Here is a 22,861-nt window from a genome sequence, read left to right as displayed (position 1 = left end):
GTGGGCTCTTACGTTCCGTGGGCAGCGAGACCAAGCCTGTCCAGGTCGGGTCTGGATGCAGACCCGCAGCCTTCATCGTGCAAACGGCAAGCTCCGGGCCGGAACCTTGCTGACTTGCGCGAAGCTGAGCCGTCCTGGGCGCTGGCACTTTGTGGCGGCGTGCGCTGGCAATGCGGATCAGGGCGGCGTTGGGGCGCGATTGCCCGGGAGCCGCGACCGGCCGGGACGCTGTCCGAGCACCAGCCTGCAAGTGCGCAGTGGGGTGAACCGCCGATTGCGGCGGTTATCATCGCGTCGAATCGTTGCCACAGGAGTGATGCATGAGCGTTCTACGTACGGCGATTTTCAGCGGCATGTTGCTGGCAGGTGTCATGGGGCCGCAGGCACAGGTGCAAGCGGCGCAGCTCGATGCACAGCTGCGGTCCGCGGCCATGGCGCAACAACCGGCGGTGATCGAGACACTGCGCGATCTGGTGACGGTGGAATCGGGTTCGACCGACCACGAGGGCGTTGGCAAGCTGATGGCCTATCTGGACAAGCGGCTGAGCGCGCTGGATGCGAAGGTGGAGCGGGTTGCGTCGGCTGCCGGGGGACCGGATCTGGTCCGCGGTACCTTCAGCGGCAACGGCAAGCTGAAGGTCATGCTGATCGCGCATGCCGATACGGTCTATGACCGCGGCATCCTGGAAAAGGAGCCCTTCCAGCAGAAGGGCAATCTGCTGTACGGGCCAGGTATTGCCGACGACAAGGGCGGGATCGCGGTCATCCTGCACTCACTGGCCCTGCTCAAGGCGCGCGGCTGGAATGATTACGCGACGGTCACGGTGTTGTTCAATCCAGACGAAGAGATCGGCTCGCCGGGCTCAGGCGAAACCATTGCCAAGCTGGCCGACGAACATGACGTGGTGTTGTCCTTCGAGCCATCGCCGGCCAAGGCGGTGATCGAGAGCGAAGGCGTGCTGCTCAGTGCCGCCGGCACTTCGCAGGTGCGGATGACGGTGCAGGGTCTGTCCGCACACGCGGGCGCGGCTCCGGAGCAGGGCCGCAACGCACTCGTCGAGTTGGCCCATCAGATCATCCAGACCAAGGACGTCGCCACCGGGGTGCCGGGTGCGCAGCTCAACTGGACCACGGCAAATGCCGGCACGGCGCGGAACCAGATTCCGGAACGCGCCGAAGTGGGGGGTGATGCACGTGTCACGCAGACCGACAGCAATGCCAATCTGCTGGCGGCACTGCAGGCCAAGGTCAAGGAAAGCCACGCGGTGCCGGATACCACCACCACGGTGACGCTGGAGCCCCTGCGGCCGATCTACGTGGCGGGTGAACGTGGTCGTGAGTTGGCGGACCTGGCACAGGAGATCTATGCCGAACTCGACGGCCGCACGTTGCTGATGCATCCCACCACCAACGGCGGCACCGATGCCGGTTTCGCAGGGCGGTCGGGCCATGCCGCGGTATTGGAAGGCCTGGGCCTGGCAGGCTGGGGTTACCACGCACGCAATGAGTACATCGAGATTGATTCCATCCCGCCACGCCTGTACCTGGCGTCGCGGATGCTCATCGAGTTGGCCAAGCGCGCGCAGCGTCGATAACCGCGGCCCCCCCCTGATTGGGGGCATGTGTGTTGCCTCGCCGGCAACGGTCGACAGCGCTGGAGAACAGCGGTTCTCTCCAGCGCGTGGCCGTTGCAGATGGCGACGCAGGATCGCGTTGAATGCGGGTTTGAACCGCGATACCGCAAGCAGTTCGCGCTGCGTCGCGAAGGTGGCGGTGCAATCGCTGGCATGCCGCTGCTGTCGATCCGGCCGAAGTGAAGGGTGGAGCCTGCGCGTCTCAGCCACGCGGGCCCCGGTTTGAGCGTATGCGCGGTTCAGTGCGCGGCAGTGTAGATGTCCTGCAGCACGGCCTTCTCAAGTTCGAGTTCACTGAGCAGGTTCTTGACGATATCGCCCAGGCTGAGGATGCCGATCAGTCTTGAATCTTCGGTCACCATCAGGTGACGGTGGCGCGAGTACGTCATCAAGGCCATCGCCTGCTTGAGGCTGGCCTCGGGGGCGATGCCTTCCAGGCCCGTCGACGGCAGGCTGGAAATGACCCGGCGTCCCGCCTGGGGGCCATCGTCGGCCACGCTGCGTACGATGTCCTTTTCGGAAATGATGCTTACCGGTACGTCGTCCTTCATCACCACGAGTGCGGCGATCCTGTGCGCGCTCATCTTGTGCGCGGCGGCACCGATGGTGTCTTCCGCATCGATGGTGACAACGGTTTGCTTCTTGGACTGCAGGAGTTCGCGGACGTTCATTGATGTTTCCTGTTGCAGGTTACTCAAACGGAATGGTTCGCCTGGCTGACCCGGAGACGGCAGCCCTGCCGCGATGATCTCGGCACTTTGATTCTAGGAGTCGGGAGCTTGGTTGCTACCTGCGTGGATGGGATGGATCGTCATGCATGCAACGCTGATCTGCAGCATCTCAGTTGCGCCAAAACCGGCGCTGAACACGGCCGTCCTCAGGCAGGTAGCGGACGCTTGCGGTAAAGAAAAGCCGGGAGGCGGGGCTCTACCGCCTCCCGGCGCGGATGTCATCGCGACATTCGCGCAGTCCGTGGACTGCAGCACTCCGCGGCCGGGGGAGAGACCGGGAGGCATCCCTGCTGAAGGAGAGTCAGCAGGAGATTCGGTGGCTGGGCATACAGACTTGCATGCATGTGGCAGACGCTACTTGGTGTGGGGAAGCAAACGTGGGGCTATTGGGAGACGAACAACGGTACGGGCACCTCGCTCAACAGGGTTCGGGTCACGCCGCCAAACAGCACCTCGCTCAACTTGGGCCGGCTATAGGCACCGAGCACCACCATGTCGCAGTGCGCCGCCTTTGCCTGTGCGACGATCACATCCGCCACCGGCGTGCCCGACGAGGAAAGCCGTTGCAGGTTGACCTTGACCTGGTGGCGGGCGAGATACGCGGCCATGTCCGCGCCGGGTTCGTCGCCGTGCAGGTCGGCCTTGCGTTCCGGGTCGATGATCAACAGGGTGACTTCGGCCGCATTGACCAGCATCGGCATGGCATCGGCGATGGCGCGGCGTGACTGCCTGCTGCCATTCCATGCGACCAGCAGGTTCTTGCCAATGGGTTTGTCACCCCAGTCGCGCGGCACGATCAGGATCGGGATGCCGGATTGCTGCAGTATCTGTGGAGCGGACCAGGTCAGCGGCGAGGCCGGGATGTTCGGATGGCTCACGACCAGCAGGTCGCAGTACAGGGCATGCAGCGAAGACTCGCTGCTGGATTCGGCGTGTGAGATCACCCGCAGTTCGCCACTGACAGCATGGCGCCCCAGCGTGTCGTTCAAGCGCTGCCCCAGCTGCAACGCCCGCGCGGCCATCACCGACTGGTGGCGGACGATCACCTCATGCAATGCCTCGCCCTTGGCAAAGCCTGCCTGCAGGGAGGCTGGCTGCTGGGCCAGGGCGGTAATGCCGATCAGATGTGCGGCATGGCCGCCGGCCAACCGCGCTGCCGTATCCAGGATCTGTTGCCCGGCTTCGCTGGCGTCGAACAGTACCGCGATGTCTTTCAGCAAGGTGGTCATGGACAGGCTCCGTTGTGCTTGCCTCGACGGCCGGCGTGGGTCCGGATGCCGAACTGAATTAGAATGATTGTTCTAACTAGAATGATCGTACTACACAACCTGGCTGCGGTCATGCGCAAATCTGGTCACGTCATCCCAAGGTGCACTTCATGAATGCGAGCAGCAGCGCTGCGTCAGGTCAGGAAAAAGGCGAGGCGCGCCGCCAGCAGGTGCTGGATGCCGCCAGTGCCTGCTTCCGCCGCAATGGCTTCCACGGCACCAGCATCGCCAAGATCTCGAAAGCGGCCGGGATGAGCCCGGGGCACATCTACCACTACTTCGAGAACAAGGAAGCCATCGTCGAGGCCATTGCCAAGCGCGAGGAGCAGAACATCTCCGAGCTTGCGCGCAAGCTCCAGGAAGACGAGAGCGGCGGCAGCCTGGCAACCCGGGTAACGCGGCAGGTCGCCGATTCGGTCGATCGCTGCCTGGACCCCGCCTATCTGGAACTGCAACTGGAGTTGGCCGCCGAAGCCGCACGCAACCCGGCCATCCAGCGCATCCTGCGACAGTCCGACAAGGTGGTGACCGGCGAGTTCATGGCGCTGTCCAACCGGGTCGGGTTGCCGGCGGGCATGCATGCGGCCGAGGTCGAGCTGCGGATGAACATGATTTCGGCCATCTTCAACGGTGTGATGGTGCGCAGTGCGGTGGGGGCCGAGATCGATCGCAAGCAGGTGAGCCGGCTGGTCGAGAAGCTGGTGCGCTGTCTTCTGGATGATGCGGATTGAGTCACCCGCACTGCGCGGTTGAGTGCGCCAGCGGACATTGGCGGTTGGCAAACGCGGCGTGCCTCAGAACCCAGCAGACCTTCTGAATCCGGCGATGGCTGCGGCAATGCTGCGGTCCACCCCGGCCAACGCGGCGGGGCCGAGCATCGCGCCACTGACGAAGCCGTCGGCGACACCTTGTTCGCCGGCGCCGTTGGCGACCGCGCGGTAATGGGTGAAGGTGTCGAAGCCAGCGCGGCCGTGGTAGGCCCCCGAGCCGGAGTTGCCTATGCCACCGAACGGCACTCCAGGCAGCAGGCCATGGAGGAAGCCATCGTTGCGGCTTACCCCGCCGCTGGTCGTATGGTCCAGGAAGTGGCGGAAATCGACGCCGTCGCCGCCAAACCAATAGGCGGCGAGGGGGGCGGGATGACGTGCGATGTAATCGATGGCCTGCTGCACATCGAGATAACGCTTCACTACCAGTACCGGGCCGAATATTTCATGGTGGTTGACCTCGGCGGCCTCGGGCACGTCGACCAACAGGGTAGGCGCGATCCGGCGTGAAGCAGGGTCGGGCAGATAACGAAGCTGGGTGTCTGCCAGAGGCTCCAGTTTCTGTGCCCCCAGCGCGACGGCGTTGTCGATCAGGGCCAGTACGCGTGCATAGTTGCGCGCATCGACGCTGGGCACGATCGCCGGGTTGTGCAGGTAGTCACCTGCAATACTGCGGATCCTGGCCTTGAGGTGGCCAACGAATTCCTCGAACTTCTCATCGGGGATGAATACATAGTCGGGGCAGAGGCAGACCTGGCCTCCATTCAGCAGGCGGCTCGAGACGATACGGGTCGCCGCCAGCAGCAGGTCGGCGTCACGCGCCACCACGACGGGGTTCTTGCCGCCCAGCTCCAGCGTCACCGGCACCAGGTTCTTTGCCGCCGCCTGTGACACCAAGGCGCCTACCTGCGGGGAACCGGTAAAGAACAGGTGATCCAGGCGCAGCGCGGAGAACTGCCGCGCGGTGTCGATATCGCCATTGAAGACCGCTACTTCACTCTCGTCGAAGCGCGCGCAGACTATTTCGCGCAGCAGGGCACCGGTACGCGGGTGTTGCTCGGGGAAATTCAACATCACCCGATTACCTGCAGCCAACGCCGCCATGGCGGGCTGAAGGGTCAAGGCCAAGGGGAAGTTCCATGCACCCATGACTCCGACAACACCCTTTGGCTTGGCCTGCACAAAGCCCCCGGGTACTTCGCGCGGGGCCATCCATTGCGCAAGCTCGTGCAATGACTGTTCGATATCCTGTACCCAGCTGAGTCCTTCGAAAGCCTTGGAAACCACCGCCGCGCGCCAGCCATAGTCCGCGCAAAGGGCGTCGCTGAGGGCATCTATGTTCTCCAGCAGCGCCAGCGCCAGCCGGCTGGTACGCGCGCTGCGTTCCTGCAGGCTGGGATCGCCCTGCAGCAGAAAGCTTTCCCGTTGCAGGGCCAATACCCGTTCCAGCTCGTGCTGGTCATACATGGGTTCATCTCCATCATTAGTTGGTGCGGAAGCTCGTCTTTCGCGGCTGCACGCGCAGGCCGGCGGCCTTCCGCGCCTGCTATTGCCAGGGCGGGCGGCGCACCTGCCGGGCGGCGAGTGTCTGTGGCAACCTGCACGGCGGGACACACGGCTGTCCTGTGGCGGCGCTTTCATTCCTGCGCTGCCTGCGCTTGGCTGCAGCGGTCTGCGGCCAGCACCCCCGTCGGTGCTTATGGGTAGCGAGGGTAAGGCGAACCAGCCCGCGCGATCTGTCGCGACTGTTCGGACTAGATGGCGTAGATGGGGCGCTGATGCGGGGCTATCGCGACGTCGCGACAGATGCAGCGCTGGCCTGGGCAGCCGGCGTAACCGGCATCCGTGTGCCGGGCACCTGGAAGGTAGGTCGGCTGTCGGAGCGCAGCGGGGCGGACGTCGTCGGCGGCAACATCGCCGAGGCGCCTGACAGTGCGCTTGACAGCTGTGGAACGTCAGCGGATTTGACCCGCCCGCTCCACAGGTGCAAGCTCGGGTACAGTGCTGCGCAACTCAGGAGTCCCGATCATGACTGCTGTAGGTTCGATGACTGCCCCGGGCGACAAGCTGCCGCCCTCACGTCTGTGGCGGGTGTTCTGGCTGCAGGGGGTGATTCCCAGCAACCTGTTATGGGGCGCTGCGCTGTGGGCGCTGGCGCAGGGCAGGACGCCCCTGCTGCTTGGTCTGTTCGCGGTGCTGCTGCTCTATACCGGTTGGATCATCCCGACGGTATGGCGGGCGGCCCCCAGTGCACGCAATCCCAATTACGGCATGGCCGCGCGCGGCCTGACTGTGGCCTGGGGCCTGAATACCGTATTGGTGGTGTTCTTCCTTCTTCTGCAGTTGGCCACCTAGTAGAACTGCACGGGGGCGCCGTCGCGGTCGAATGCGGCGAAGCGGCTGATCTGGCCGTCGTTGATGGCGTTGACCATCAGCCGCAGCGGCTGCGCGGCTTCATCGCTGGAAGGAGCAACGCCGGCACGCCCGTCCAGCGAAGCAACGAACACCAGGTCCCAGGCCAGGCCGGTGTTGGCAGACTCCGCGGCAAGTGCGGCAAACGAGGCGACTTCCTGCGGGGCCTTGTCCACGCACAGCACCGGGCTCAGGGTGCCGCCTTCGCCGCTGTTGTGGCGGGCATGCTGATCGGCGGTGGGGGATTCGGGCAGTTCGGCTTTGACGAATACGAACAACAGGCGTTGTGGCTCGGTCTGCTCAAGCGCGGCACGCAACAGGTCGTCGAAATCACTCAGCATCATGGTGGTGTTCACAAGGAGGAAGCCGTTGAGAGCTCATGCTGCCACAGCTGCCGAAGGTCTGGCGGGAGTCCGGATTGATTTAAGTCATGCCATCGTCGCAATAGCCCACGTACGCTGACAGCCATTCAATACAGGCGAGGGCATCCCGGCATGCCGGGCGAGCGTGGAAACGTGGAGTCAGGAGGTGAAACAGCCATGAGCCAACTCACCGACGGCTTCGGTCGCAGCTTTCCCTATCTGCGCCTGTCGCTGACCGAAGCCTGCAACTTCCGTTGCAGCTATTGCCTGCCCGACGGTTACCAGGCCGATGGCCGGCCGCAGTTCCTGGCGGTGGATGAGATCGAGCGGCTGGTGCGTGCGTTTGCCGCGTTGGGCATGCACAAGATCCGCCTGACCGGCGGCGAGCCAAGCCTGCGCAAGGACCTGACCCAGATCATCGCCACGGTTGCGAAGGTGCCGGGCATCCGCAAGGTCGCCATCACCACCAATGGCTGCCTGCTGCCGCGGCACCTGCCCGGCTGGCATCGCGCCGGCCTGACCGCGCTGAACGTGAGCATGGACAGCCTGCAGCGTGAACGCTTCCACGCCATCACTGGCCACGACCGCCTGCCTGAAATCATGGAGGGCATCGCCCTGGCGCAGGAACTGGGCCTGCAGTCGATCAAGCTCAACGCAGTGCTGCTGCGCGGGCTGAACGATGACGAGCTGCCGGCATGGATGGAATTCCTGCGCGACCGGCCGATCAGCGTGCGCTTCATCGAGTTGATGCGCACCGGTGACAACCGCGAGTATTTCGAGCGCCATCATCTGCGCGCCGACGTGGTCATCGAGCAACTGTTGATGGCCGGTTGGAGTGAGCGCAAACGCGGTGCCGATGCCGGCCCGGCGCGCGAGTTCACCCACCCTGACTATCGCGGCAGCATCGGCATCATCGCGCCGTATTCAAAGGATTTCTGCAAAGGCTGCAACCGCCTGCGGATCACCGCGCGTGGTGATCTGCGGCTGTGCCTGTTCGGAGACTTCGGCGTGGCGCTGCGCCCGCTGTTGCAGTCCGACGACGACCAGGACGCGCTGCTGGCGCGCATCACCACCCAGCTTGGGCTCAAGGCAGCCGGGCATGGACTGCATTTCGGCCAGACCGGGCTTACCCCGCACCTGGCCTCGATTGGAGGATGAAACACGCAATGAGTGGGCAGATTAGTGCGGCATTCCACATGGCCGATGTACGCGACAAACGCATCACCCGTCGCCGCGCGGTGGCGGTAGGTGAGCTGATTGCAGGGCCTGTTGCCTACCCGTTGATCGTCGAGCGTCGCCTGCCCAAGGGCGATGCGCTGGTGATGGCCGAGATCGCCGGCCTGCAGGGCGCCAAGATGGCCTCGGCATTGATGCCGATGTGCCATCCGCTGCCGTTGGAGCTGGTGCGGGTGTACTGCGCGCCGGTGCCAGAACGCCAGGCGATCCGGGTCTGGTGCGAGTGTGCCAGCGAAGCGCGCACCGGCGTGGAAATGGAAGCGCTGGCCGGCGTCAACGCGGCGCTGCTGACCTTGTATGACCTGAGCAAGCCGGTCGAGCCTGCGCTGGAGATCAGTGGGATCCGCCTGTTGTTCAAGGAAGGCGGCAAGAGCGGCGTGTGGACACACCCGCAGGGCATGGATGCCGGCGAGCTCGAACGTTTCCGGCCACGCCCGCCCAAGACTCTGGGGGCCGCGCGCTGTGCGGTGATCACCCTCAGCGACCGCGCAAGCCGTGGCGATTACGTCGACGAATCCGGGCCGGTATTGGTCCAGGGTTTGCAAGCGCTGGGCGGTGACGTGGTCAGCAATGAAGTATTGGCGGACGGCATCGAACCGCTGGTCGCGCGTCTGCGCGCGCTGGCTGCCGATGGTGTGCGTCTTTGCCTGTGCACTGGCGGTACCGGCCTGGGCCCGCGTGATCTGACGCCCGAGGCCTTGCAGGCTTTGGGCGGGCGCCCGGTGCCCGGACTGGCACAGATGCTGCGCGGACTCAGTGCCCAGCACACGCCGATGGCCTGGCTGAGCCGCGCCGAAGTCGTGCAACTGGACTATCTGCTGGTCATCGCCCTGCCGGGCAGTCCGCGTGCCGCCGCACAGTGCATGAACATCCTCACCCCCGTGCTCGGCCATGCCTTGGCGATGATGGATGGGGGCTCGCACGCATGATCAGTTATGCGCAGGCGCTGCAGCAGTTGCTGGCAGCCGCACCGGCAGCGCGTAGTGAACAGGTCGCGATCGTTGCTGCCGCCGACCGGATACTGGCTGCACCGGTAAACAGCGCGCAGGACCTGCCGCCGTTCGACAACGCCGCGATGGATGGCTTCGCGCTGTGCGCGAACGGGCAACCGGTGGTGGCGGGCAGTGTGCTGCAGGTGCAGGGTTGGCAGGCCGCAGGCGATACCGCCGCTGCAGACGGCGATTCCGCGCAGGCCTGGGAGATCATGACCGGCGCGCGCATGCCGTCGGGCCTGGACAGCGTGGTTCCGGTTGAACAGGTGGAAGTGTTGGAGGCCGTTGAAGGCCGTCCCACCCGGGTGCGTCTGCAGGCAACAGTGAAGCCCGGGCAGCACGTGCGACTGCGTGGCCAGGATGTGGAACAGGGTGAAACCGTGCTGGCTGCGGGAGCGCTGCTGGACGTCAATGCGATGACCTTGCTGCATGCACTCGGCGTTGCCAGCGTGCAGGTGCAGCAGCAACCGCAGGTTGCGGTGATCAGCACCGGCAAGGAACTGGTCAGCGATGCGACTGCGGAACTGCAATCCGGGCAGATCCGCGACAGCAATCGCCCGTTCCTGGTCAGCCGCCTGCGTGCTGCGGGTGCTGATGTGGTCTGGAATGGCGTGGTCAGCGATGACGTGGCAGCCTTTGACGCCGCGCTGGACGCGGCCTTGGGCGCCGGTGCGCAGGTGGTGCTGAGCACCGGCGCGGTATCGCAGGGGCGCTACGATTTCATTCCCGATGCGCTGCGCGCGCGTGGCGCCGAGATCATCTTCCATAAAGTCGCCATTCGCCCGGGCAAGCCGCTGCTGTTCGCGCGGCTGGCTGATGGCACGCTGTATTTTGGCCTGCCGGGCAACCCGATCTCCGCTGCGGTAGGCCTGCGCTTCTTCGTCGAGCCGGTGCTGCGAAAAATGCTTGGCCTCGCAGAAGAGAAGGTATTGCAGTTGCCGCTGCAGGCCGACGTGCGCAAGCCACCGGGCCTGCGTTTCCATGCGCGCGCACGCGTGCAGGCCGATGCCAGCGGGCAGTTGCGAGTGAGTGTGCTGGCCGGGCAGGAGTCATTCCGCCTCAAGACCATGCTGCGCGCCAATGCGTGGGTGGTGCTGGAAGGCGAGGGTGATCTGGCCACGGCTGGCAGTCTGGTACGCGTACAGGGCTGGGGCCACCGCGAGCCGGTGCAGCTCAGCCCGTTGGAGATGTCATGAAAGAGATAGTCGTGCAGCTGTTTGGTGCATTTTCGGAACTGGACCCGCAGCGTGAGATCAGCGTGCCGGTTGAAGGCGGGCAAGTCATCGACCTGCGCAGGGCGCTGCGCGCGCTGCTGCAGCAGCGCTACCCGCAGTTCCGTGCCGGCCTGGTCGATTACTCGGCATTTGCCGATGAACAACGCGTTCTGCGCGACAACGATGTGCTGCCCGGCGACGGGCGCGTTGCCATCCTGCCGCCAGTGAGTGGAGGCTGAAATGAGCTTCGAGAGTGTATGGAAAGTGGTGGACCGTGCCGATGCGGTGATTGATCCGGCCGAAGGCATCGCCGCCGTGTCCGATCCGGGCTTCGGGGGCATCGATGTCTTCATCGGCAAGGTGCGCGATCTGAACCAGGGCCGGCCAGTGCTGGGCATCACCTATGACCTGTTCGAACCGCTGGTGTTGAACGAGTTTCAGCGACAGATCGCCGAGATCACTGCCGATTTCGGCCCGCGCATAAAACTCTATGTGGCCCATGCCAAGGGCCGGCTGGCAGTCGGCGATGTCGCCGTGGTCGTCGCCGCCGGCAGCCCGCACCGTGACGAAGCGTTCCGCGCCTGCCGGCAGTTGATCGAAGGGGTGAAGCACCGTTCGCCGATCTGGAAGCAGGAGCATTACCAGGACGGCGACAGTGAATGGAGCGAAGGCTGCAGCCTGTGCCAGCCCGATACCGAGCACGCGCATATCGATGGGCATGTCCACGACCACTCGCATTGAACCAGCGCCGGTCGCCGGCATCGTGCTGGCCGGCGGGCTTTCCAGTCGCATGGGCCAGGACAAGGCGCTGCTGCGGTGGCGTGGACGGACCTTGCTTGAACACAGTTGTGCGCTGCTCAGTGCGCTTGGTGCCCAGCCCGTGAAGGTGAGTGGTGACTATCCGGGCTTCGATTCGGTCCCCGATGCGGTGCCGCGCTGCGGCCCGCTGGGCGGCCTCTACAGCGTAGTGGAGACGCTAGCCGACGGACCGGCATGGGTAGTGCCGGTGGATATGCCCTTGCTGGATGTGTCACTGCTGCGACAGCTGTGTGATGGAACAGCGCCTTGTGTGACGTATTCAGGCGAACCGGTGCCAATGTACTTGAACATCGACGGCGCTTGCCGCAGTCTGCTGTTTGAAATGGTCACGGGTACAGACGGGCCACGCTCGCTACGCATGTTCCAACGCCGTCTCGGCGGCCTGGAGCTGCCGCTGCCAGCCGGTGCCGGTGCCCGCCTTGTGAATTGCAATACCCCCCGCCAATGGGAGGAAGTTGCGTCATGAAAGTCCAGATCCAGTCGCAGTCGCTACGGCTGCGCATTGATGAAAGCGAGCTGGCACGCCTGCTCGCTGGCGAGGTACTGGAGAACCAGACCTGGCTGGGCACGCCCGGAGCCGTGTCGCAGCGCCTGCAGCTGCACGACACGGCGGAGGCGCTGCTGGATGGTGATGCAACCACGTTGGTGATCAAGCTGCCGCGCGAAGACGTGCTGGCGCTGCAGGCACGTTTGCCTTGCCGTGACGGCCTGAGCTTCGCGCTGCCGACGCAGGCACTGCCGCTGCAGCTTCAGTTCGATGTGGATGTACGTGACAGCGTGCGTCAACGTGGCGTTCAACGTCGTAATCACGCCGACGCCGTAAGCATCGGTTGATATTTGTCAGGTAGGTGGCACGAGAGCGCCATTGGATTGATCAAGATCAAGACTGCCCCAGGGGGCGCCGGGCTTAATGACGCCGTGGCGACTGGGCAAGCAACCGCACAGCAAGCCAGCGCCGTATAAAACAGCCTTGGAGCGATGCATGAGTGCCAGTCGCGATGTCGTAAAGCAGAGCAGTGCCGGTCCCGGTCGCGTCATCAGCGATTGGAAGCCCGAGGATCCCGATTATTGGGAACGCACCGGCAAGAAGGTCGCCACCCGCAACCTGGTGATATCGATTCCGGCGCTGTTGCTGGCGTTCTCGGTGTGGGTACTGTTCTCGGCGGTCACCATCAGCCTGCCCAAGATCGGTTTCGCCTTCACCACTGACCAGCTGTTCTGGCTGGTGGCCCTGCCCAGTCTGTCCGGCGCCACGCTGCGCATTTTCTACTCCTTCGTCATCCCGATCTTCGGTGGCCGCCGCTGGACCGCGTTGTCGACCGCATCACTGCTGCTGCCGACCTTGTGGCTGGGCTTCGCGGTGCAGAACCCGGCCACGCCGTACTGGGTGTTCGTGTTGATCGCCATCCTGTGTGGTTTCGGCGGCGCGAATTTTTCGTCGTCGATGTCCAACATCTCCTTCTTCTATCCCAAGCAGCGCCAGGGCATGGCGCTGGGTTTGAATGCAGGCCTGGGCAATGTCGGCGTATCGGTCTCGCAGGCAGTGGTACCGCTGGTGATCAGCGTTGGTGTGTTTGGTGCGATGGGCGGTGCCCCTCAGGCAGTAGTCGACGGCGGAGCGCCTTTGTTCGTGCAGAACGCCGGCTTCATCTGGGTGCCGTTCATCGCCTTCTTCGCGCTGGCCGCCTGGTTCGGCATGAATGACCTGACCAGTGCGCGCTCGTCGTTCTCCGAGCAGGCGGTGATCTTCCGCCGCAAGCACAACTGGCTGATGTGCTGGTTGTACATCGGCACCTTCGGTTCCTATATCGGCTTTTCTGCTGGTTTCCCGATGCTGGTCAAGAGTCAGTTCCCGGACGTGAATCCACTGGCCTATGCCTTCATTGGCCCGCTGCTGGGCGCGCTGATGCGCTCGGTGGGCGGCAGCATGGCTGACCGCTGGGGTGGAGCACGCCTGACCTTCTGGGTGTTCGCGCTGATGATTGCCGCCGTATTCGGCGTGCTGCACTTCCTGCCGAATGATGGACAGGGTGGCAACTTCTACGGCTTCCTGTTGTCGTTCATGGCCTTGTTCGTGCTCAGCGGTATCGGCAACGGCACCACCTTCCGGATGATTCCGGTGATCTTCCGCACGCTGCACGAGCGCCTGTCGGCCAATGAAGGCGCCGAAGGCAAGAAGGCCGCCGCGCACCAGGCCAGCATCGAGTCGGCCGCGGTCGTCGGCTTCTCAGGTGCCATCGGTGCCTACGGCGGCTTCTTCATCCCCAAGAGTTATGGCTCTTCCATCACCTTGACTGGCAGCCCGGATATGGCGCTGTACGGCTTCATTGCGTTCTACATCACCTGCCTGGCGGTTACCTGGTGGTGGTACTACCGGCGCGGGGCTGAAACCCCCTGCTGAGAAAGCAATGCACCGCAGCCAGATGCAACACACAGCCACGATGCAGCAGTTTGCGAACGGAGATTCACCATGAGCTATTTCCTTGATCGCTTGCAGTTCTTCAAGCGGGATCCACAACCCTTCGCCGACGGCCATGGGTTCAGCAAGAGCGAAGGACGGGACTGGGAAAACAGTTATCGCGCCCGCTGGCAGTACGACAAGATCGTACGTTCCACCCACGGCGTGAACTGCACGGGCTCCTGCAGCTGGAAGATCTACGTCAAGAACGGCCTGGTCACCTGGGAAACCCAGCAGACCGACTACCCGCGCACCCGCCCGGACCTGCCCAATCACGAACCGCGTGGCTGCCCGCGTGGTGCCAGCTACTCCTGGTACCTGTACAGCGCCAACCGGCTGAAGTACCCGCTGATCCGTGGCACGCTGCTGCGCATGTGGCGGCAGGCCCGCAAGACCCTGTCACCGGTCGAGGCCTGGGCCAGCATCGTGCAGGACCCGGCCAAGTCGCGTGAGTACAAGCGTCGCCGCGGCATGGGCGGCTTCGTGCGGCTGAACTGGGACGAGGCCAACGAGATCATCGCCGCCTCCAACCTCTACACCACCAAGGAATACGGCCCGGATCGCATTGTCGGCTTCTCGCCGATCCCGGCGATGTCGATGGTGTCCTATGCGGCCGGTGCGCGCTATCTGTCGCTGCTCGGTGGTGCCTGTCTTTCCTTCTACGACTGGTATTGCGATCTGCCGCCGGCCTCGCCGCAGGTGTGGGGCGAGCAGACCGACGTGCCGGAATCGGCCGACTGGTACAACAGCCGCTACATCATCGCCTGGGGCTCGAACGTGCCGCAGACGCGTACGCCGGATGCGCACTTCTTCACCGAGGCGCGCTACAACGGCACCAAGACGGTGGCGATCTGCCCCGACTACTCGGAGCTGGCCAAGCTCACCGACCATTGGCTGCATCCCAAGCAGGGCACCGACGCGGCGCTGGCGTTCGCCTTCGGCCACGTGATCCTGCGCGAGTTCCACGTCGACACGCCTTCGCAGTACTTCCAGGACTACTGCCGCCAGTACTCGGACATGCCGATGCTGGTGCGCATCGAGCGCCGCGCCGATGGCCGGCTGGTGCCGGGTCACTTCCTGCGCGCCAGTGAGCTGGGCGGGCTGGGCGAGAGCAACAATCCGGAATGGAAGACGCTGGCGTTCGACGAGAACAGCGGTGATATCACTGTGCCGAACGGCTCGGTCGGCTTCCGTTGGGGCGAGAAGGGAAAGTGGAACATCGAGGAAAAGGCCAGCGATGGCCATGACACGCGTCTGCGCCTGAGCCTGGCCGATATCCACGACGGCATCGAGGCGGTGAGCTTCCCGTACTTCGGCGGCATCGAGAGCGATGGCTGGACCGCCGCACCGGCCGAGGACGTACTGGAGCGCAACATCCCGCTGCGCCGCCTGCAGTTGGCCGATGGCGGCGAAGCATTGGTCGCCACGGTCTATGACCTGCTGCTGGCGCAGTACGGCGTTGATCGCGGCTTCGGTGGCGGCAATGTCGCCAAGAGCTTCGATGACAACGTGCCGGGTACGCCGGCCTGGCAGGAACGCATCACCGGCGTGTCACGCGCCGAGGTGATCGAGATCGCCCGTGAGTTCGCCCGCACCGCCGACAAGACCCATGGGCGCAGCATGATCATCGTCGGCGCCGGCATGAACCACTGGTTCCACAACGACATGAACTACCGCGGCCTGATCAACATGCTGGTCATGTGTGGCTGCGTGGGCCAGACCGGTGGTGGCTGGGCGCATTACGTGGGCCAGGAAAAGCTGCGCCCGCAGACCGGCTGGCAGCCGCTGGCCTTCGGCCTGGACTGGAGCCGCCCGCCGCGGCAGATGAACGGTACCTCGTTCTTCTACTTCAACACCGGGCAGTGGCGTTACGAGAAGCTGCAGGTGGAAGAACTGCTGTCGCCGCTGGCCGATGCCTCCAAGTACAGCGGCAGCCTGGCCGACCTCAACCTGCGCGCGGTGCGCATGGGCTGGTTGCCGAGCGCGCCGCAGCTGGACCGCAATCCGCTGCAGCTGGTGCGCGAGGCCGAGCAGGCCGGCATCGCACCGGCCGACTACGCGCTGTCCAAGTTCAAGGACGGTTCGCTGGACTTCGCCTTCGCCGATCCGGATGCCGCGCAGAACCACCCACGCATGATGTTCATCTGGCGCTCCAACCTGCTTGGTTCCTCCGGCAAGGGCCATGAGTACATGCTGCGGCATCTGCTCGGCACGCGTCACGGCCTGCAGGGCAAGGACCTGGGCGAGATGGGCGCGCTCAAGCCCGAGGGCGTGAAGTGGCGTGACGAGGCACCGGAAGGCAAGCTCGACCTGCTGGTGACGCTGGACTTCCGCATGTGCACCACCGCGCTGTACTCGGACATCGTGCTGCCGACCGCCACCTGGTACGAGAAGGACGACCTCAACACCTCGGACATGCATCCCTTCATCCACCCGCTGTCCAAGGCAGTGGACCCGGCCTGGGAATCGCGCAGCGACTGGGAAATCTTCAAGGGCGTCGCGCGTACGCTCAGCGATATGGCACCGGGCGTGCTCGGTGTCGAGAAGGACTTGGTGCTGGTGCCGACCCTGCACGACACGCCCAATGAACTGGGCATGCCGTTCGGCGTCGCCGACTGGAAGAAGGGCCAGTGCGAGGCCATTCCCGGCAAGACCATGCCGAGCATGGCGGTAGTCGAGCGTGACTACCCCAACCTCTATCGCAAGTTCACCTCGCTGGGCCCGCTGCTGGACAAGCTCGGCAATGGTGGCAAGGGCATGAGCTGGGATACCAGGCACGAGGTGGAATTCCTCGGCAAGCTCAACCACACCGTGCTGGACGAAGGCATCAGCCAGGGCCGGCCGGCGATCGATACCGCCATCGATGCCTGCGAAGTGATCCTGCACCTGGCACCGGAAACCAATGGCCATGTCGCGGTCAAGGCCTGGGAATCGCTGGGCACCTTCACCGGCCGCGAGCACACCCATCTGGCGGTGGGCAAGGAACACGAGGCGATCCGCTTCCGTGACATCCAGGCGCAGCCGCGCAAGATCATTTCCTCGCCGATCTGGTCCGGGCTGGAAGACGACAACGTCAGCTACAACGCCGGCTACACCAATGTGCACGAACTGATTCCGTGGCGCACGGTGACCGGCCGCCAGCAGTTCTACCAGGACCACGAGTGGATGATCGACTTCGGTGAGGCCTTCATGAGCTACCGGCCGCCGGTCAATACGCGCACGGTGGAGCCGCTGCTCAACAAGCGCCAGAACGGCAACAAGGAGATCGTGCTGAACTGGATCACCCCGCACCAGAAGTGGGGCATCCACAGCACCTACAGCGACAACCTGATCATGCAGACCTTGTCGCGTGGCGGCCCCATCGTCTGGTTGAGCGAGGACGACGCACGCAATGCCGGCATCGAGGACAACGACTGGATCGAGCTGTTCAACGTCAACGGTGCGATTGCTGCACGTGCGGTGGTCAGCCAGCGGGTGATGCCGGGCATGGCGATGATGTACCACGCCCAGGAACGCATCATCAACGTGCCGGGTTCGGAGATCTCCGGCACCCGTGGCGGCATCCACAACTCGGTGACCCGCATCGTGCTCAAGCCCACCCACATGATCGGCGGCTACGCGCAGCTGGCCTGGGGCTTCAACTACTACGGTACCTGCGGTACCAACCGCGATGAGTTCGTGATCGTGCGCAAGATGGACAAGATCGATTGGCTGGATGGTGAGGACGCGAATTCGAGTGCAACCGGCGCCGCACGGGAGGTGGTGTGATGAAAGTACGTGCCCAGATTGCGATGGTCTTGAACCTGGACAAGTGCATCGGCTGCCACACCTGCTCGATCACCTGCAAGAACGTGTGGACCTCGCGCGAAGGCGTGGAGTACGCCTGGTTCAACAACGTCGAGACCAAGCCCGGCATCGGTTATCCCAAGGAATGGGAAAACCAGGAGAAGTGGAACGGCGGTTGGGTGCGCAACGGCAGCGGCAAGCTGGTGCCGCGCGCCGGTGGCCGCTGGCGCATGCTGGCCAAGATCTTCTCCAACCCCGACCTGCCGCAGATCGACGACTACTACGAGCCGTTCGACTTCGATTACCAGCACCTGCACGACGCGCCCGAGCTGAAGCATCAGCCGACCGCACGGCCGCGCTCGCTGCTGACCGGCCAGCGCATGGAGAAGATCGAGTGGGGCCCGAACTGGGAGGAAATCCTCGGTAGCGAGTTCTCCAAGCGTTCGCGCGATTACAACTTCGACAAGGTGCAGAAGGAGATCTACGGCGCCTTCGAGAAGACCTTCATGATGTACCTGCCGCGGCTATGCGAGCACTGCCTCAACCCGGCCTGCGTTTCTGCGTGCCCCTCCGGCGCGATCTACAAGCGCGAGGAAGACGGCATCGTGCTGATCGACCAGGACAAGTGCCGTGGTTGGCGCATGTGCGTGTCGGCCTGCCCGTACAAGAAGATCTATTACAACTGGAAGAGCGGCAAATCCGAGAAGTGCATCTTCTGCTACCCGCGCATCGAGATGGGCGAGCCCACCGTGTGCTCGGAAACCTGCGTGGGCCGCATCCGCTACCTGGGGGTGATGCTGTACGACGCCGACCGCATTGCCGAGGCCGCATCGGTGGCGGCGGAGAAGGACTTGTACCAGTCGCACCTGGACATCTTCCTGGACCCGTTCGACCCGGCGGTGATCGCCGCTGCGCGTGCCGAAGGCATACCCGACAGCTGGCTGGAATCGGCCAAGCAGTCGCCGGTCTACAAGCTGGCCATCGACTGGAAGCTGGCGCTGCCGCTGCACCCGGAATACCGCACCTTGCCGATGGTCTGGTACGTGCCGCCGTTGTCGCCGATCCAATCGGCGGCCGAGCGTGGCCATGTCGGCATGAGCGGCGAGCTGCCGGATATCGCTTCGTTGCGCATCCCGGTGCGTTACCTCGCCAACCTGCTGACCGCCGGTGACGAAGCGCCGGTGATCCGTGCCCTGGAGCGGCTGATGGCGATGCGCGCCTGGCGCCGCGCCAAGAACGTGGATGGCGTGGAAGACATGCGCGTGCTCGAACAGGTGGGGCTGACCCCGGCGCAGGTGGAAGAGATGTACCGCTACCTGGCCATCGCCAACTACGAGGACCGTTTCGTCATTCCGAGCGCCCATCGTGAGTACGCCAACGACGCCTTCGGCGAACGTGGCGGCTGCGGTTTCACCTTCGGCAATGGCTGCAACGGCGACAGCCCGGCTGACCTGTTCACCCAGCGCAAGAGCACCACCTTCGCGGTACATCCCAACCGCCAGCACCGGCATGAGGTGGTGAAATGAGTGTGCTCAAGCTGATTGGTGTATTGCTGGACTATCCGCGTGACGAGCTCTGGCAGCATGGCGAGGAGCTGCTCGAGGCCTGCGACGATCCGGCACTGTCGCCGGCCCGTCGCAGGCAGTTGCAGGCCTTCGTCCGTGACCTGCTCGCCACCGACCCGCTGGACGCGCAGGACCGCTGGCTGGCCACGTTCGACCGTGGCCGCTCGATGAGCCTGCTGGTGTTCGAACACATCCATGGCGAGTCGCGTGATCGCGGCCAGGCCATGGTTGACCTGATCGATGCCTATCGCAAGAACGGATTCGAGCTGGATGCGCGCGAACTGCCGGACTATCTGCCGCTACTGCTGGAATACCTTGCGCACCGGCCGCAGGCCGAAGCCAAGGACTGGTTGCACCACATCGGCCACATCGCCGGCATGCTCGCCGCACGCGCGGCCGAGCGGCAGCTGCCGCATGCGGTGCTGCTGGAGATCCTGGTCGAGGCGGGCGAGGGCAAGGTCAACCTGGCCGTGCTGCGCCAGCGGGCCAGCGAAGAAGTGCGCGACGACACCGTCGAAGCCATGGACCGCCTGTGGGAAGAGGAAGCGGTGCGCTTTGGCGCCGATGCACCTTCGCAGGATTGTGATCCACCCCATCGTTCACCGGCACGCGCGCAGCCGCGGGAGATCCAGCCATGAATTACCTCAATCAGTTCGCCTTCCAGTTCTATCCCTACATCGCGGTGGCGGTGCTGTTGATCGGCAGCTGGGCGCGCTATGACAAGGCCATGTACAGCTGGCGTACCGGCTCCACCCAGTTGCTGTCCGACCGCGGCATGCGCTTCGGCAGCAACTGCTTCCACATCGGGATCATCGCCATCCTCGGCGGCCACTTCGTCGGCCTGCTGACCCCGCACGCGCTGTACGAGCCCTTCATCACATCTTCGCAGAAGCAGTTGCTGGCGATGGTGGTGGGTGGCTTCTTCGGCGCGCTGTGCTTCGTCGGCATCACCATCCTGCTGGTGCGCCGGCTGACCAATGCGCGGGTGCGCGCAATCGGCAGCTTCGGTGACACGCTGGTGCTGGTGCTGCTGTTCGCCCAGCTCTGTCTTGGCCTGTACAGCATCAAGGTCTCCGCCGGCCATCTCGATGGCGGGGTGATGGTGATGCTGGCCGAGTGGGCACAGCACATCGTCACCTTCCGTGCCGGCGCGGCCGATTATGTCGAAGGCGTGCATTGGGTTTACAAGGCGCACATCTTCCTCGGCCTGACGCTGGTGTTGATCGCCCCGTTCACCCGCCTGGTGCATGTGTGGAGTGTGCCGATCAGCTACCTGTGGCGCCCGTATCAGGTGGTGCGTCGTCGCCAGGCCACGCTGCGCTACGGTCCGCGGGAGTAAGCCATGGGCAGCCTGCCACGCATTCTCCCCATCACCGTCATCGACTCGCAGACACCGGTGCCGGCCGAGGCCGGCCACCATCACGACGCCGATGACGGCCCGCGCAGCCTTGGCCAACCGGCACCGTGCAGCCTGTACGTGCAGGACACACCGATCAGCGAGGCCGATATCGCCCGCGAGATGCAATACCACCGGGCGATGCGCCCGGAGCAGTCGCGTGCCGATGCGGCGCGTGCGCTGGTGGTACGCGAGCTGCTGCGGCTGGAAGCCGAGCGGCTTGGCCTGGCCGATGCCCCCGGCGTTGGCCAGGAGACCAGCGAGGAAGCGCGCATCCAATTGCTGATCGAACAGACGCTGGAAGACCGGGTGCCCAGCGAGGATGACTGCCAGCGTTACTTTGCGCAGAATCCCGAGCGCTTCCGCTCACCGGACCGCATCCGTGTACGCCACATCCTGCTGGCGGCGCCGGCTGACGATATCGCCGGCCGGCTGAAGGCACGCACCCAGGCCGAGAAGCTGATCGGCGAACTGCTGGAGCAGCCACACCTGTTCGCCGATCTGGCCGCGCGCCACTCGCAATGCCCGTCCAGCAGCGAAGGCGGCGAGCTGGGTTGGCTGCAACGCGGCCAGACCACGCCCGAGTTTGACCGCCAGGTATTCCGCCTGCGGCAGGGCCTGGCAGGTTTCCCGGTGGAATCGCGCTGGGGCTACCACGTGGTCAGCATCGATGCGTTGGAAGCCGGTACGGCGCTCAGTTTCGAGCAGGTGCAGCCGCAGATCAGCGACTACCTGGAGCTACAGGTGCGCCAGCGCGACGTGCAGCAGTTCCTGCTGGAACTGCGCGAGCGCTACCCGGTGCGTGGGCTGGAAGACATCGAAGCACAGGCTGAGTAAGACGTAATCCCCAGGAGCGGCAATGAGCCAGAATTTGCAGAACATCAGCAGCGGCGAACAACAACGTGCGCTGTGGCTGAGTACCTTCGCCTTCACCGTGTGTTTCGCGGTGTGGATGATCTTCGCCATCATCGGCATCCAGATCAGCGAGCAGCTGGGCTTGAACGACACCCAGTTTGGTCTGCTGATCGCCACCCCGGTACTGACCGGCTCGGTGATCCGCGTCTTCCTCGGCATCTGGTCCGACCAGTTCGGCGGGCGCAAGGTGATGACCCTGGTGATGCTGTGCGGCGCGGTGGCGACCTGGCTGCTGACCTATGCGCAGACCTACCCGCAGTTCCTGCTGGCGGCCTTGTTCGTCGGCATCGCCGGTGGCAACTTCTCGGTCGGCGTCACCTATGTGTCCAAGTGGTTCCCGGCCGAGAAGCAGGGCACCGCGCTGGGCATCTTCGGTGCCGGCAATATCGGCTCGGCGGTAACCAAGCTGCTGGCACCGCTGGTGATGGTGGCCTCGGGCTGGATGATGGTGGCCAAGCTGTGGGCGGTCGGGTTGGCCGTCACCGCCATCATCTTCTATCTGTTCAGCAAGGAAGATCCCTCGCTGGAGGACCGTCGCCGCAGCGGCGTCAAGCCGATGTCCTTCGCCGAGCAGATGGCACCACTGAAGAACCTGCAGGTATGGCGCTTCTCGCTGTACTACTTCTTCGTGTTCGGCGGCTTCGTCGCGCTGGCGTTGTGGCTGCCGCATTATCTGGTCGGCGCCTACGGCATGGACGTCGGCACGGCTGGCGTGCTGGCCGCCTGTTACTCGATACCGGCCAGCCTGTTCCGGGTGGTGGGCGGCTGGCTGTCCGACCGCATCGGTGCGCGGCGGGTGATGTACTGGACGCTGGGGGTGTCGTCGATCTGTACCTTCATCCTGGCCTATCCGGATACGCGTTATATCGTGCAGGGCATACACGGCGAGATCAGCTTCCACCTGGCGATCAGCGTGACCCTGTTCACCGTGCTGGTATTCGTTCTCGGCTTCTTCATGTCGCTGGGCAAGGCCGCGGTCTACAAGCACATCCCGGTCTACTACCCCCAGCACGTGGGTTCGGTGGGCGGCGTGGTCGGCATGATCGGGGGGCTCGGTGGTTTCATCCTGCCCATCGTGTTTGGCGCCCTGAATGATGCGCTCGGCATCTGGAGCAGCTGCTTCATGCTGCTGTTCGTGCTGGTCAGCATTTCCTTGACCTGGATGCATTTCGCCATCCGCCGGATGGAGCGTCGCAACTTCCCGCAGCTCGATCGCGAGACCGACCTGCCCGAAGCCATCGATGCCGCCGCAGCGGAGAAACAGCGGCGGGCTTGATCCAGATCAGTGAAACCCGGCGGTCGCTGC

At 64.3% G+C, this 22,861-nt stretch carries 22 protein-coding genes; 18 read left to right on the top strand and 4 right to left on the bottom strand.

The genetic code is table 11. The features are described from left to right. Nucleotides 1–320 precede the first annotated feature (320 nt). Together RT131_RS06095 and RT131_RS06090 are read left to right on the top strand one after the other, a co-directional pair. Complete coding sequence (locus RT131_RS06095) at nucleotides 321–1,595, top strand: glutamate carboxypeptidase (protein ID WP_313171172.1); 1,275 nt, start codon at nucleotides 321–323, stop codon at nucleotides 1,593–1,595. Nucleotides 1,596–1,694: 99 nt separating this feature from the next. Next, on the top strand, nucleotides 1,695–1,817 hold the full coding sequence (locus tag RT131_RS06090; protein ID WP_313171170.1) for a hypothetical protein: 123 nt from the start codon (nucleotides 1,695–1,697) through the stop codon (nucleotides 1,815–1,817). 56 nt (nucleotides 1,818–1,873) lie between these two features. Here RT131_RS06090 and RT131_RS06085 read toward each other — a convergent pair whose 3' ends face one another. Both RT131_RS06085 and RT131_RS06080 read right to left on the bottom strand, forming a co-directional pair. Continuing rightward, nucleotides 1,874–2,305, bottom strand: coding sequence for a CBS domain-containing protein (locus RT131_RS06085; protein ID WP_313171168.1), 432 nt, complete (start codon nucleotides 2,303–2,305; stop codon nucleotides 1,874–1,876). 443 nt (nucleotides 2,306–2,748) lie between these two features. Beyond that, nucleotides 2,749–3,594 (bottom strand): universal stress protein, encoded by an 846-nt coding sequence (locus tag RT131_RS06080; RefSeq protein WP_313171167.1) that lies wholly within the window; start codon nucleotides 3,592–3,594, stop codon nucleotides 2,749–2,751. A 149-nt stretch (nucleotides 3,595–3,743) separates the two neighbouring features. On the opposite strand from RT131_RS06080, the gene RT131_RS06075 reads away from it, so the two are divergent. Then, on the top strand, nucleotides 3,744–4,364 hold the full coding sequence (locus RT131_RS06075; RefSeq protein ID WP_313171165.1) for a TetR/AcrR family transcriptional regulator: 621 nt from the start codon (nucleotides 3,744–3,746) through the stop codon (nucleotides 4,362–4,364). A gap of 63 nt (nucleotides 4,365–4,427) precedes the next feature. Here the strand turns inward: RT131_RS06075 and RT131_RS06070 are convergent, their stop codons facing one another. Continuing rightward, complete coding sequence (locus RT131_RS06070) at nucleotides 4,428–5,867, bottom strand: aldehyde dehydrogenase family protein (protein WP_313171163.1); 1,440 nt, start codon at nucleotides 5,865–5,867, stop codon at nucleotides 4,428–4,430. Nucleotides 5,868–6,428: 561 nt separating this feature from the next. On the opposite strand from RT131_RS06070, the gene RT131_RS06065 reads away from it, so the two are divergent. Continuing rightward, nucleotides 6,429–6,755, top strand: coding sequence for a hypothetical protein (locus RT131_RS06065; protein WP_313171161.1), 327 nt, complete (start codon nucleotides 6,429–6,431; stop codon nucleotides 6,753–6,755). On the opposite strand, the gene RT131_RS06060 is transcribed toward RT131_RS06065, so the two are convergent. Beyond that, nucleotides 6,752–7,156 (bottom strand): ribonucleotide reductase subunit alpha, encoded by a 405-nt coding sequence (locus RT131_RS06060; protein WP_313171356.1) that lies wholly within the window; start codon nucleotides 7,154–7,156, stop codon nucleotides 6,752–6,754. The two genes, RT131_RS06065 and RT131_RS06060, sit on opposite strands and share 4 nt — an antisense overlap. Nucleotides 7,157–7,351: 195 nt before the next feature. On the opposite strand from RT131_RS06060, the gene moaA reads away from it, so the two are divergent. The 14 genes from moaA (at nucleotide 7,352) to RT131_RS05990 (ending at nucleotide 22,831) form a co-directional block, all read left to right on the top strand. Then, nucleotides 7,352–8,332: a GTP 3',8-cyclase MoaA gene (gene moaA / locus RT131_RS06055; protein WP_313171159.1), complete on the top strand. Its 981-nt coding sequence runs from the start codon at nucleotides 7,352–7,354 to the stop codon at nucleotides 8,330–8,332. Nucleotides 8,333–8,340: 8 nt separating this feature from the next. Next, complete coding sequence (gene moaCB, locus RT131_RS06050) at nucleotides 8,341–9,339, top strand: bifunctional molybdenum cofactor biosynthesis protein MoaC/MoaB (RefSeq protein ID WP_313171157.1); 999 nt, start codon at nucleotides 8,341–8,343, stop codon at nucleotides 9,337–9,339. Continuing rightward, nucleotides 9,336–10,598, top strand: a complete 1,263-nt coding sequence (glp, locus tag RT131_RS06045) for a gephyrin-like molybdotransferase Glp (RefSeq protein WP_313171155.1) — start codon at nucleotides 9,336–9,338, stop codon at nucleotides 10,596–10,598. Before moaCB ends, glp begins: the two co-directional genes overlap by 4 nt. Beyond that, nucleotides 10,595–10,855 (top strand): MoaD/ThiS family protein, encoded by a 261-nt coding sequence (locus RT131_RS06040; RefSeq protein WP_313171153.1) that lies wholly within the window; start codon nucleotides 10,595–10,597, stop codon nucleotides 10,853–10,855. Before glp ends, RT131_RS06040 begins: the two co-directional genes overlap by 4 nt. Nucleotide 10,856: 1 nt before the next feature. Beyond that, complete coding sequence (locus RT131_RS06035) at nucleotides 10,857–11,357, top strand: molybdenum cofactor biosynthesis protein MoaE (RefSeq protein ID WP_313171151.1); 501 nt, start codon at nucleotides 10,857–10,859, stop codon at nucleotides 11,355–11,357. Then, complete coding sequence (locus tag RT131_RS06030; protein WP_313171150.1) at nucleotides 11,329–11,901, top strand: molybdenum cofactor guanylyltransferase; 573 nt, start codon at nucleotides 11,329–11,331, stop codon at nucleotides 11,899–11,901. The genes RT131_RS06035 and RT131_RS06030 overlap by 29 nt, the downstream gene beginning before the upstream one ends. Continuing rightward, nucleotides 11,898–12,269 carry a hypothetical protein gene (locus RT131_RS06025; protein ID WP_313171148.1) on the top strand — a complete coding sequence of 124 codons (372 nt, stop codon included), beginning with the start codon at nucleotides 11,898–11,900 and terminating at the stop codon, nucleotides 12,267–12,269. Before RT131_RS06030 ends, RT131_RS06025 begins: the two co-directional genes overlap by 4 nt. A gap of 148 nt (nucleotides 12,270–12,417) precedes the next feature. Continuing rightward, nucleotides 12,418–13,836, top strand: a complete 1,419-nt coding sequence (locus RT131_RS06020; RefSeq protein WP_313171146.1) for a NarK family nitrate/nitrite MFS transporter — start codon at nucleotides 12,418–12,420, stop codon at nucleotides 13,834–13,836. A gap of 69 nt (nucleotides 13,837–13,905) precedes the next feature. Then, a complete protein-coding gene (locus RT131_RS06015; protein WP_313171144.1) occupies nucleotides 13,906–17,661 on the top strand; it encodes a nitrate reductase subunit alpha in 3,756 nt (1,251 codons plus the stop codon). Continuing rightward, nucleotides 17,661–19,205 (top strand): nitrate reductase subunit beta, encoded by a 1,545-nt coding sequence (narH, locus tag RT131_RS06010; protein WP_253133744.1) that lies wholly within the window; start codon nucleotides 17,661–17,663, stop codon nucleotides 19,203–19,205. The genes RT131_RS06015 and narH overlap by 1 nt, the downstream gene beginning before the upstream one ends. Further along, the gene (narJ, locus tag RT131_RS06005) at nucleotides 19,202–19,882 is read left to right on the top strand and encodes a nitrate reductase molybdenum cofactor assembly chaperone (RefSeq protein WP_099475674.1); all 681 of its coding nucleotides are present in this window, start codon (nucleotides 19,202–19,204) and stop codon (nucleotides 19,880–19,882) included. The genes narH and narJ overlap by 4 nt, the downstream gene beginning before the upstream one ends. Next, the gene (gene narI / locus RT131_RS06000) at nucleotides 19,879–20,583 is read left to right on the top strand and encodes a respiratory nitrate reductase subunit gamma (RefSeq protein WP_004146540.1); all 705 of its coding nucleotides are present in this window, start codon (nucleotides 19,879–19,881) and stop codon (nucleotides 20,581–20,583) included. Before narJ ends, narI begins: the two co-directional genes overlap by 4 nt. Before the next feature lie 3 nt (nucleotides 20,584–20,586). Beyond that, the gene (locus tag RT131_RS05995; RefSeq protein WP_313171140.1) at nucleotides 20,587–21,477 is read left to right on the top strand and encodes a peptidylprolyl isomerase; all 891 of its coding nucleotides are present in this window, start codon (nucleotides 20,587–20,589) and stop codon (nucleotides 21,475–21,477) included. A 22-nt stretch (nucleotides 21,478–21,499) separates the two neighbouring features. Next, nucleotides 21,500–22,831, top strand: a complete 1,332-nt coding sequence (locus RT131_RS05990) for a nitrate/nitrite transporter (protein ID WP_313171138.1) — start codon at nucleotides 21,500–21,502, stop codon at nucleotides 22,829–22,831. Nucleotides 22,832–22,861: the final 30 nt, after the last annotated feature.

Origin of the sequence: Stenotrophomonas sp. (assembly GCF_032066555.1) — a bacterium.
Taxonomy (GTDB): domain Bacteria; phylum Pseudomonadota; class Gammaproteobacteria; order Xanthomonadales; family Xanthomonadaceae; genus Stenotrophomonas.
This window is presented reverse-complemented; position numbering and strand designations above follow the sequence as displayed.

Excerpts from the sequence above, each read along its gene's own strand:
- RT131_RS06095 (WP_313171172.1), top strand. The coding sequence starts at position 321 with ATGAGCGTTCTACGTACGGCGATTTTCAGCGGCATGTTGCTGGCAGGT.
- RT131_RS06090 (WP_313171170.1), top strand. The coding sequence starts at position 1,695 with ATGGCGACGCAGGATCGCGTTGAATGCGGGTTTGAACCGCGATACCGC.
- RT131_RS06085 (WP_313171168.1), bottom strand. The coding sequence starts at position 2,305 with ATGAACGTCCGCGAACTCCTGCAGTCCAAGAAGCAAACCGTTGTCACC.
- RT131_RS06080 (WP_313171167.1), bottom strand. The coding sequence starts at position 3,594 with ATGACCACCTTGCTGAAAGACATCGCGGTACTGTTCGACGCCAGCGAA.
- RT131_RS06075 (WP_313171165.1), top strand. The coding sequence starts at position 3,744 with ATGAATGCGAGCAGCAGCGCTGCGTCAGGTCAGGAAAAAGGCGAGGCG.
- RT131_RS06070 (WP_313171163.1), bottom strand. The coding sequence starts at position 5,867 with ATGTATGACCAGCACGAGCTGGAACGGGTATTGGCCCTGCAACGGGAA.
- RT131_RS06065 (WP_313171161.1), top strand. The coding sequence starts at position 6,429 with ATGACTGCTGTAGGTTCGATGACTGCCCCGGGCGACAAGCTGCCGCCC.
- RT131_RS06060 (WP_313171356.1), bottom strand. The coding sequence starts at position 7,156 with ATGATGCTGAGTGATTTCGACGACCTGTTGCGTGCCGCGCTTGAGCAG.
- moaA (WP_313171159.1), top strand. The coding sequence starts at position 7,352 with ATGAGCCAACTCACCGACGGCTTCGGTCGCAGCTTTCCCTATCTGCGC.
- moaCB (WP_313171157.1), top strand. The coding sequence starts at position 8,341 with ATGAGTGGGCAGATTAGTGCGGCATTCCACATGGCCGATGTACGCGAC.
- glp (WP_313171155.1), top strand. The coding sequence starts at position 9,336 with ATGATCAGTTATGCGCAGGCGCTGCAGCAGTTGCTGGCAGCCGCACCG.
- RT131_RS06040 (WP_313171153.1), top strand. The coding sequence starts at position 10,595 with ATGAAAGAGATAGTCGTGCAGCTGTTTGGTGCATTTTCGGAACTGGAC.
- RT131_RS06035 (WP_313171151.1), top strand. The coding sequence starts at position 10,857 with ATGAGCTTCGAGAGTGTATGGAAAGTGGTGGACCGTGCCGATGCGGTG.
- RT131_RS06030 (WP_313171150.1), top strand. The coding sequence starts at position 11,329 with ATGGGCATGTCCACGACCACTCGCATTGAACCAGCGCCGGTCGCCGGC.
- RT131_RS06025 (WP_313171148.1), top strand. The coding sequence starts at position 11,898 with ATGAAAGTCCAGATCCAGTCGCAGTCGCTACGGCTGCGCATTGATGAA.
- RT131_RS06020 (WP_313171146.1), top strand. The coding sequence starts at position 12,418 with ATGAGTGCCAGTCGCGATGTCGTAAAGCAGAGCAGTGCCGGTCCCGGT.
- RT131_RS06015 (WP_313171144.1), top strand. The coding sequence starts at position 13,906 with ATGAGCTATTTCCTTGATCGCTTGCAGTTCTTCAAGCGGGATCCACAA.
- narH (WP_253133744.1), top strand. The coding sequence starts at position 17,661 with ATGAAAGTACGTGCCCAGATTGCGATGGTCTTGAACCTGGACAAGTGC.
- narJ (WP_099475674.1), top strand. The coding sequence starts at position 19,202 with ATGAGTGTGCTCAAGCTGATTGGTGTATTGCTGGACTATCCGCGTGAC.
- narI (WP_004146540.1), top strand. The coding sequence starts at position 19,879 with ATGAATTACCTCAATCAGTTCGCCTTCCAGTTCTATCCCTACATCGCG.
- RT131_RS05995 (WP_313171140.1), top strand. The coding sequence starts at position 20,587 with ATGGGCAGCCTGCCACGCATTCTCCCCATCACCGTCATCGACTCGCAG.
- RT131_RS05990 (WP_313171138.1), top strand. The coding sequence starts at position 21,500 with ATGAGCCAGAATTTGCAGAACATCAGCAGCGGCGAACAACAACGTGCG.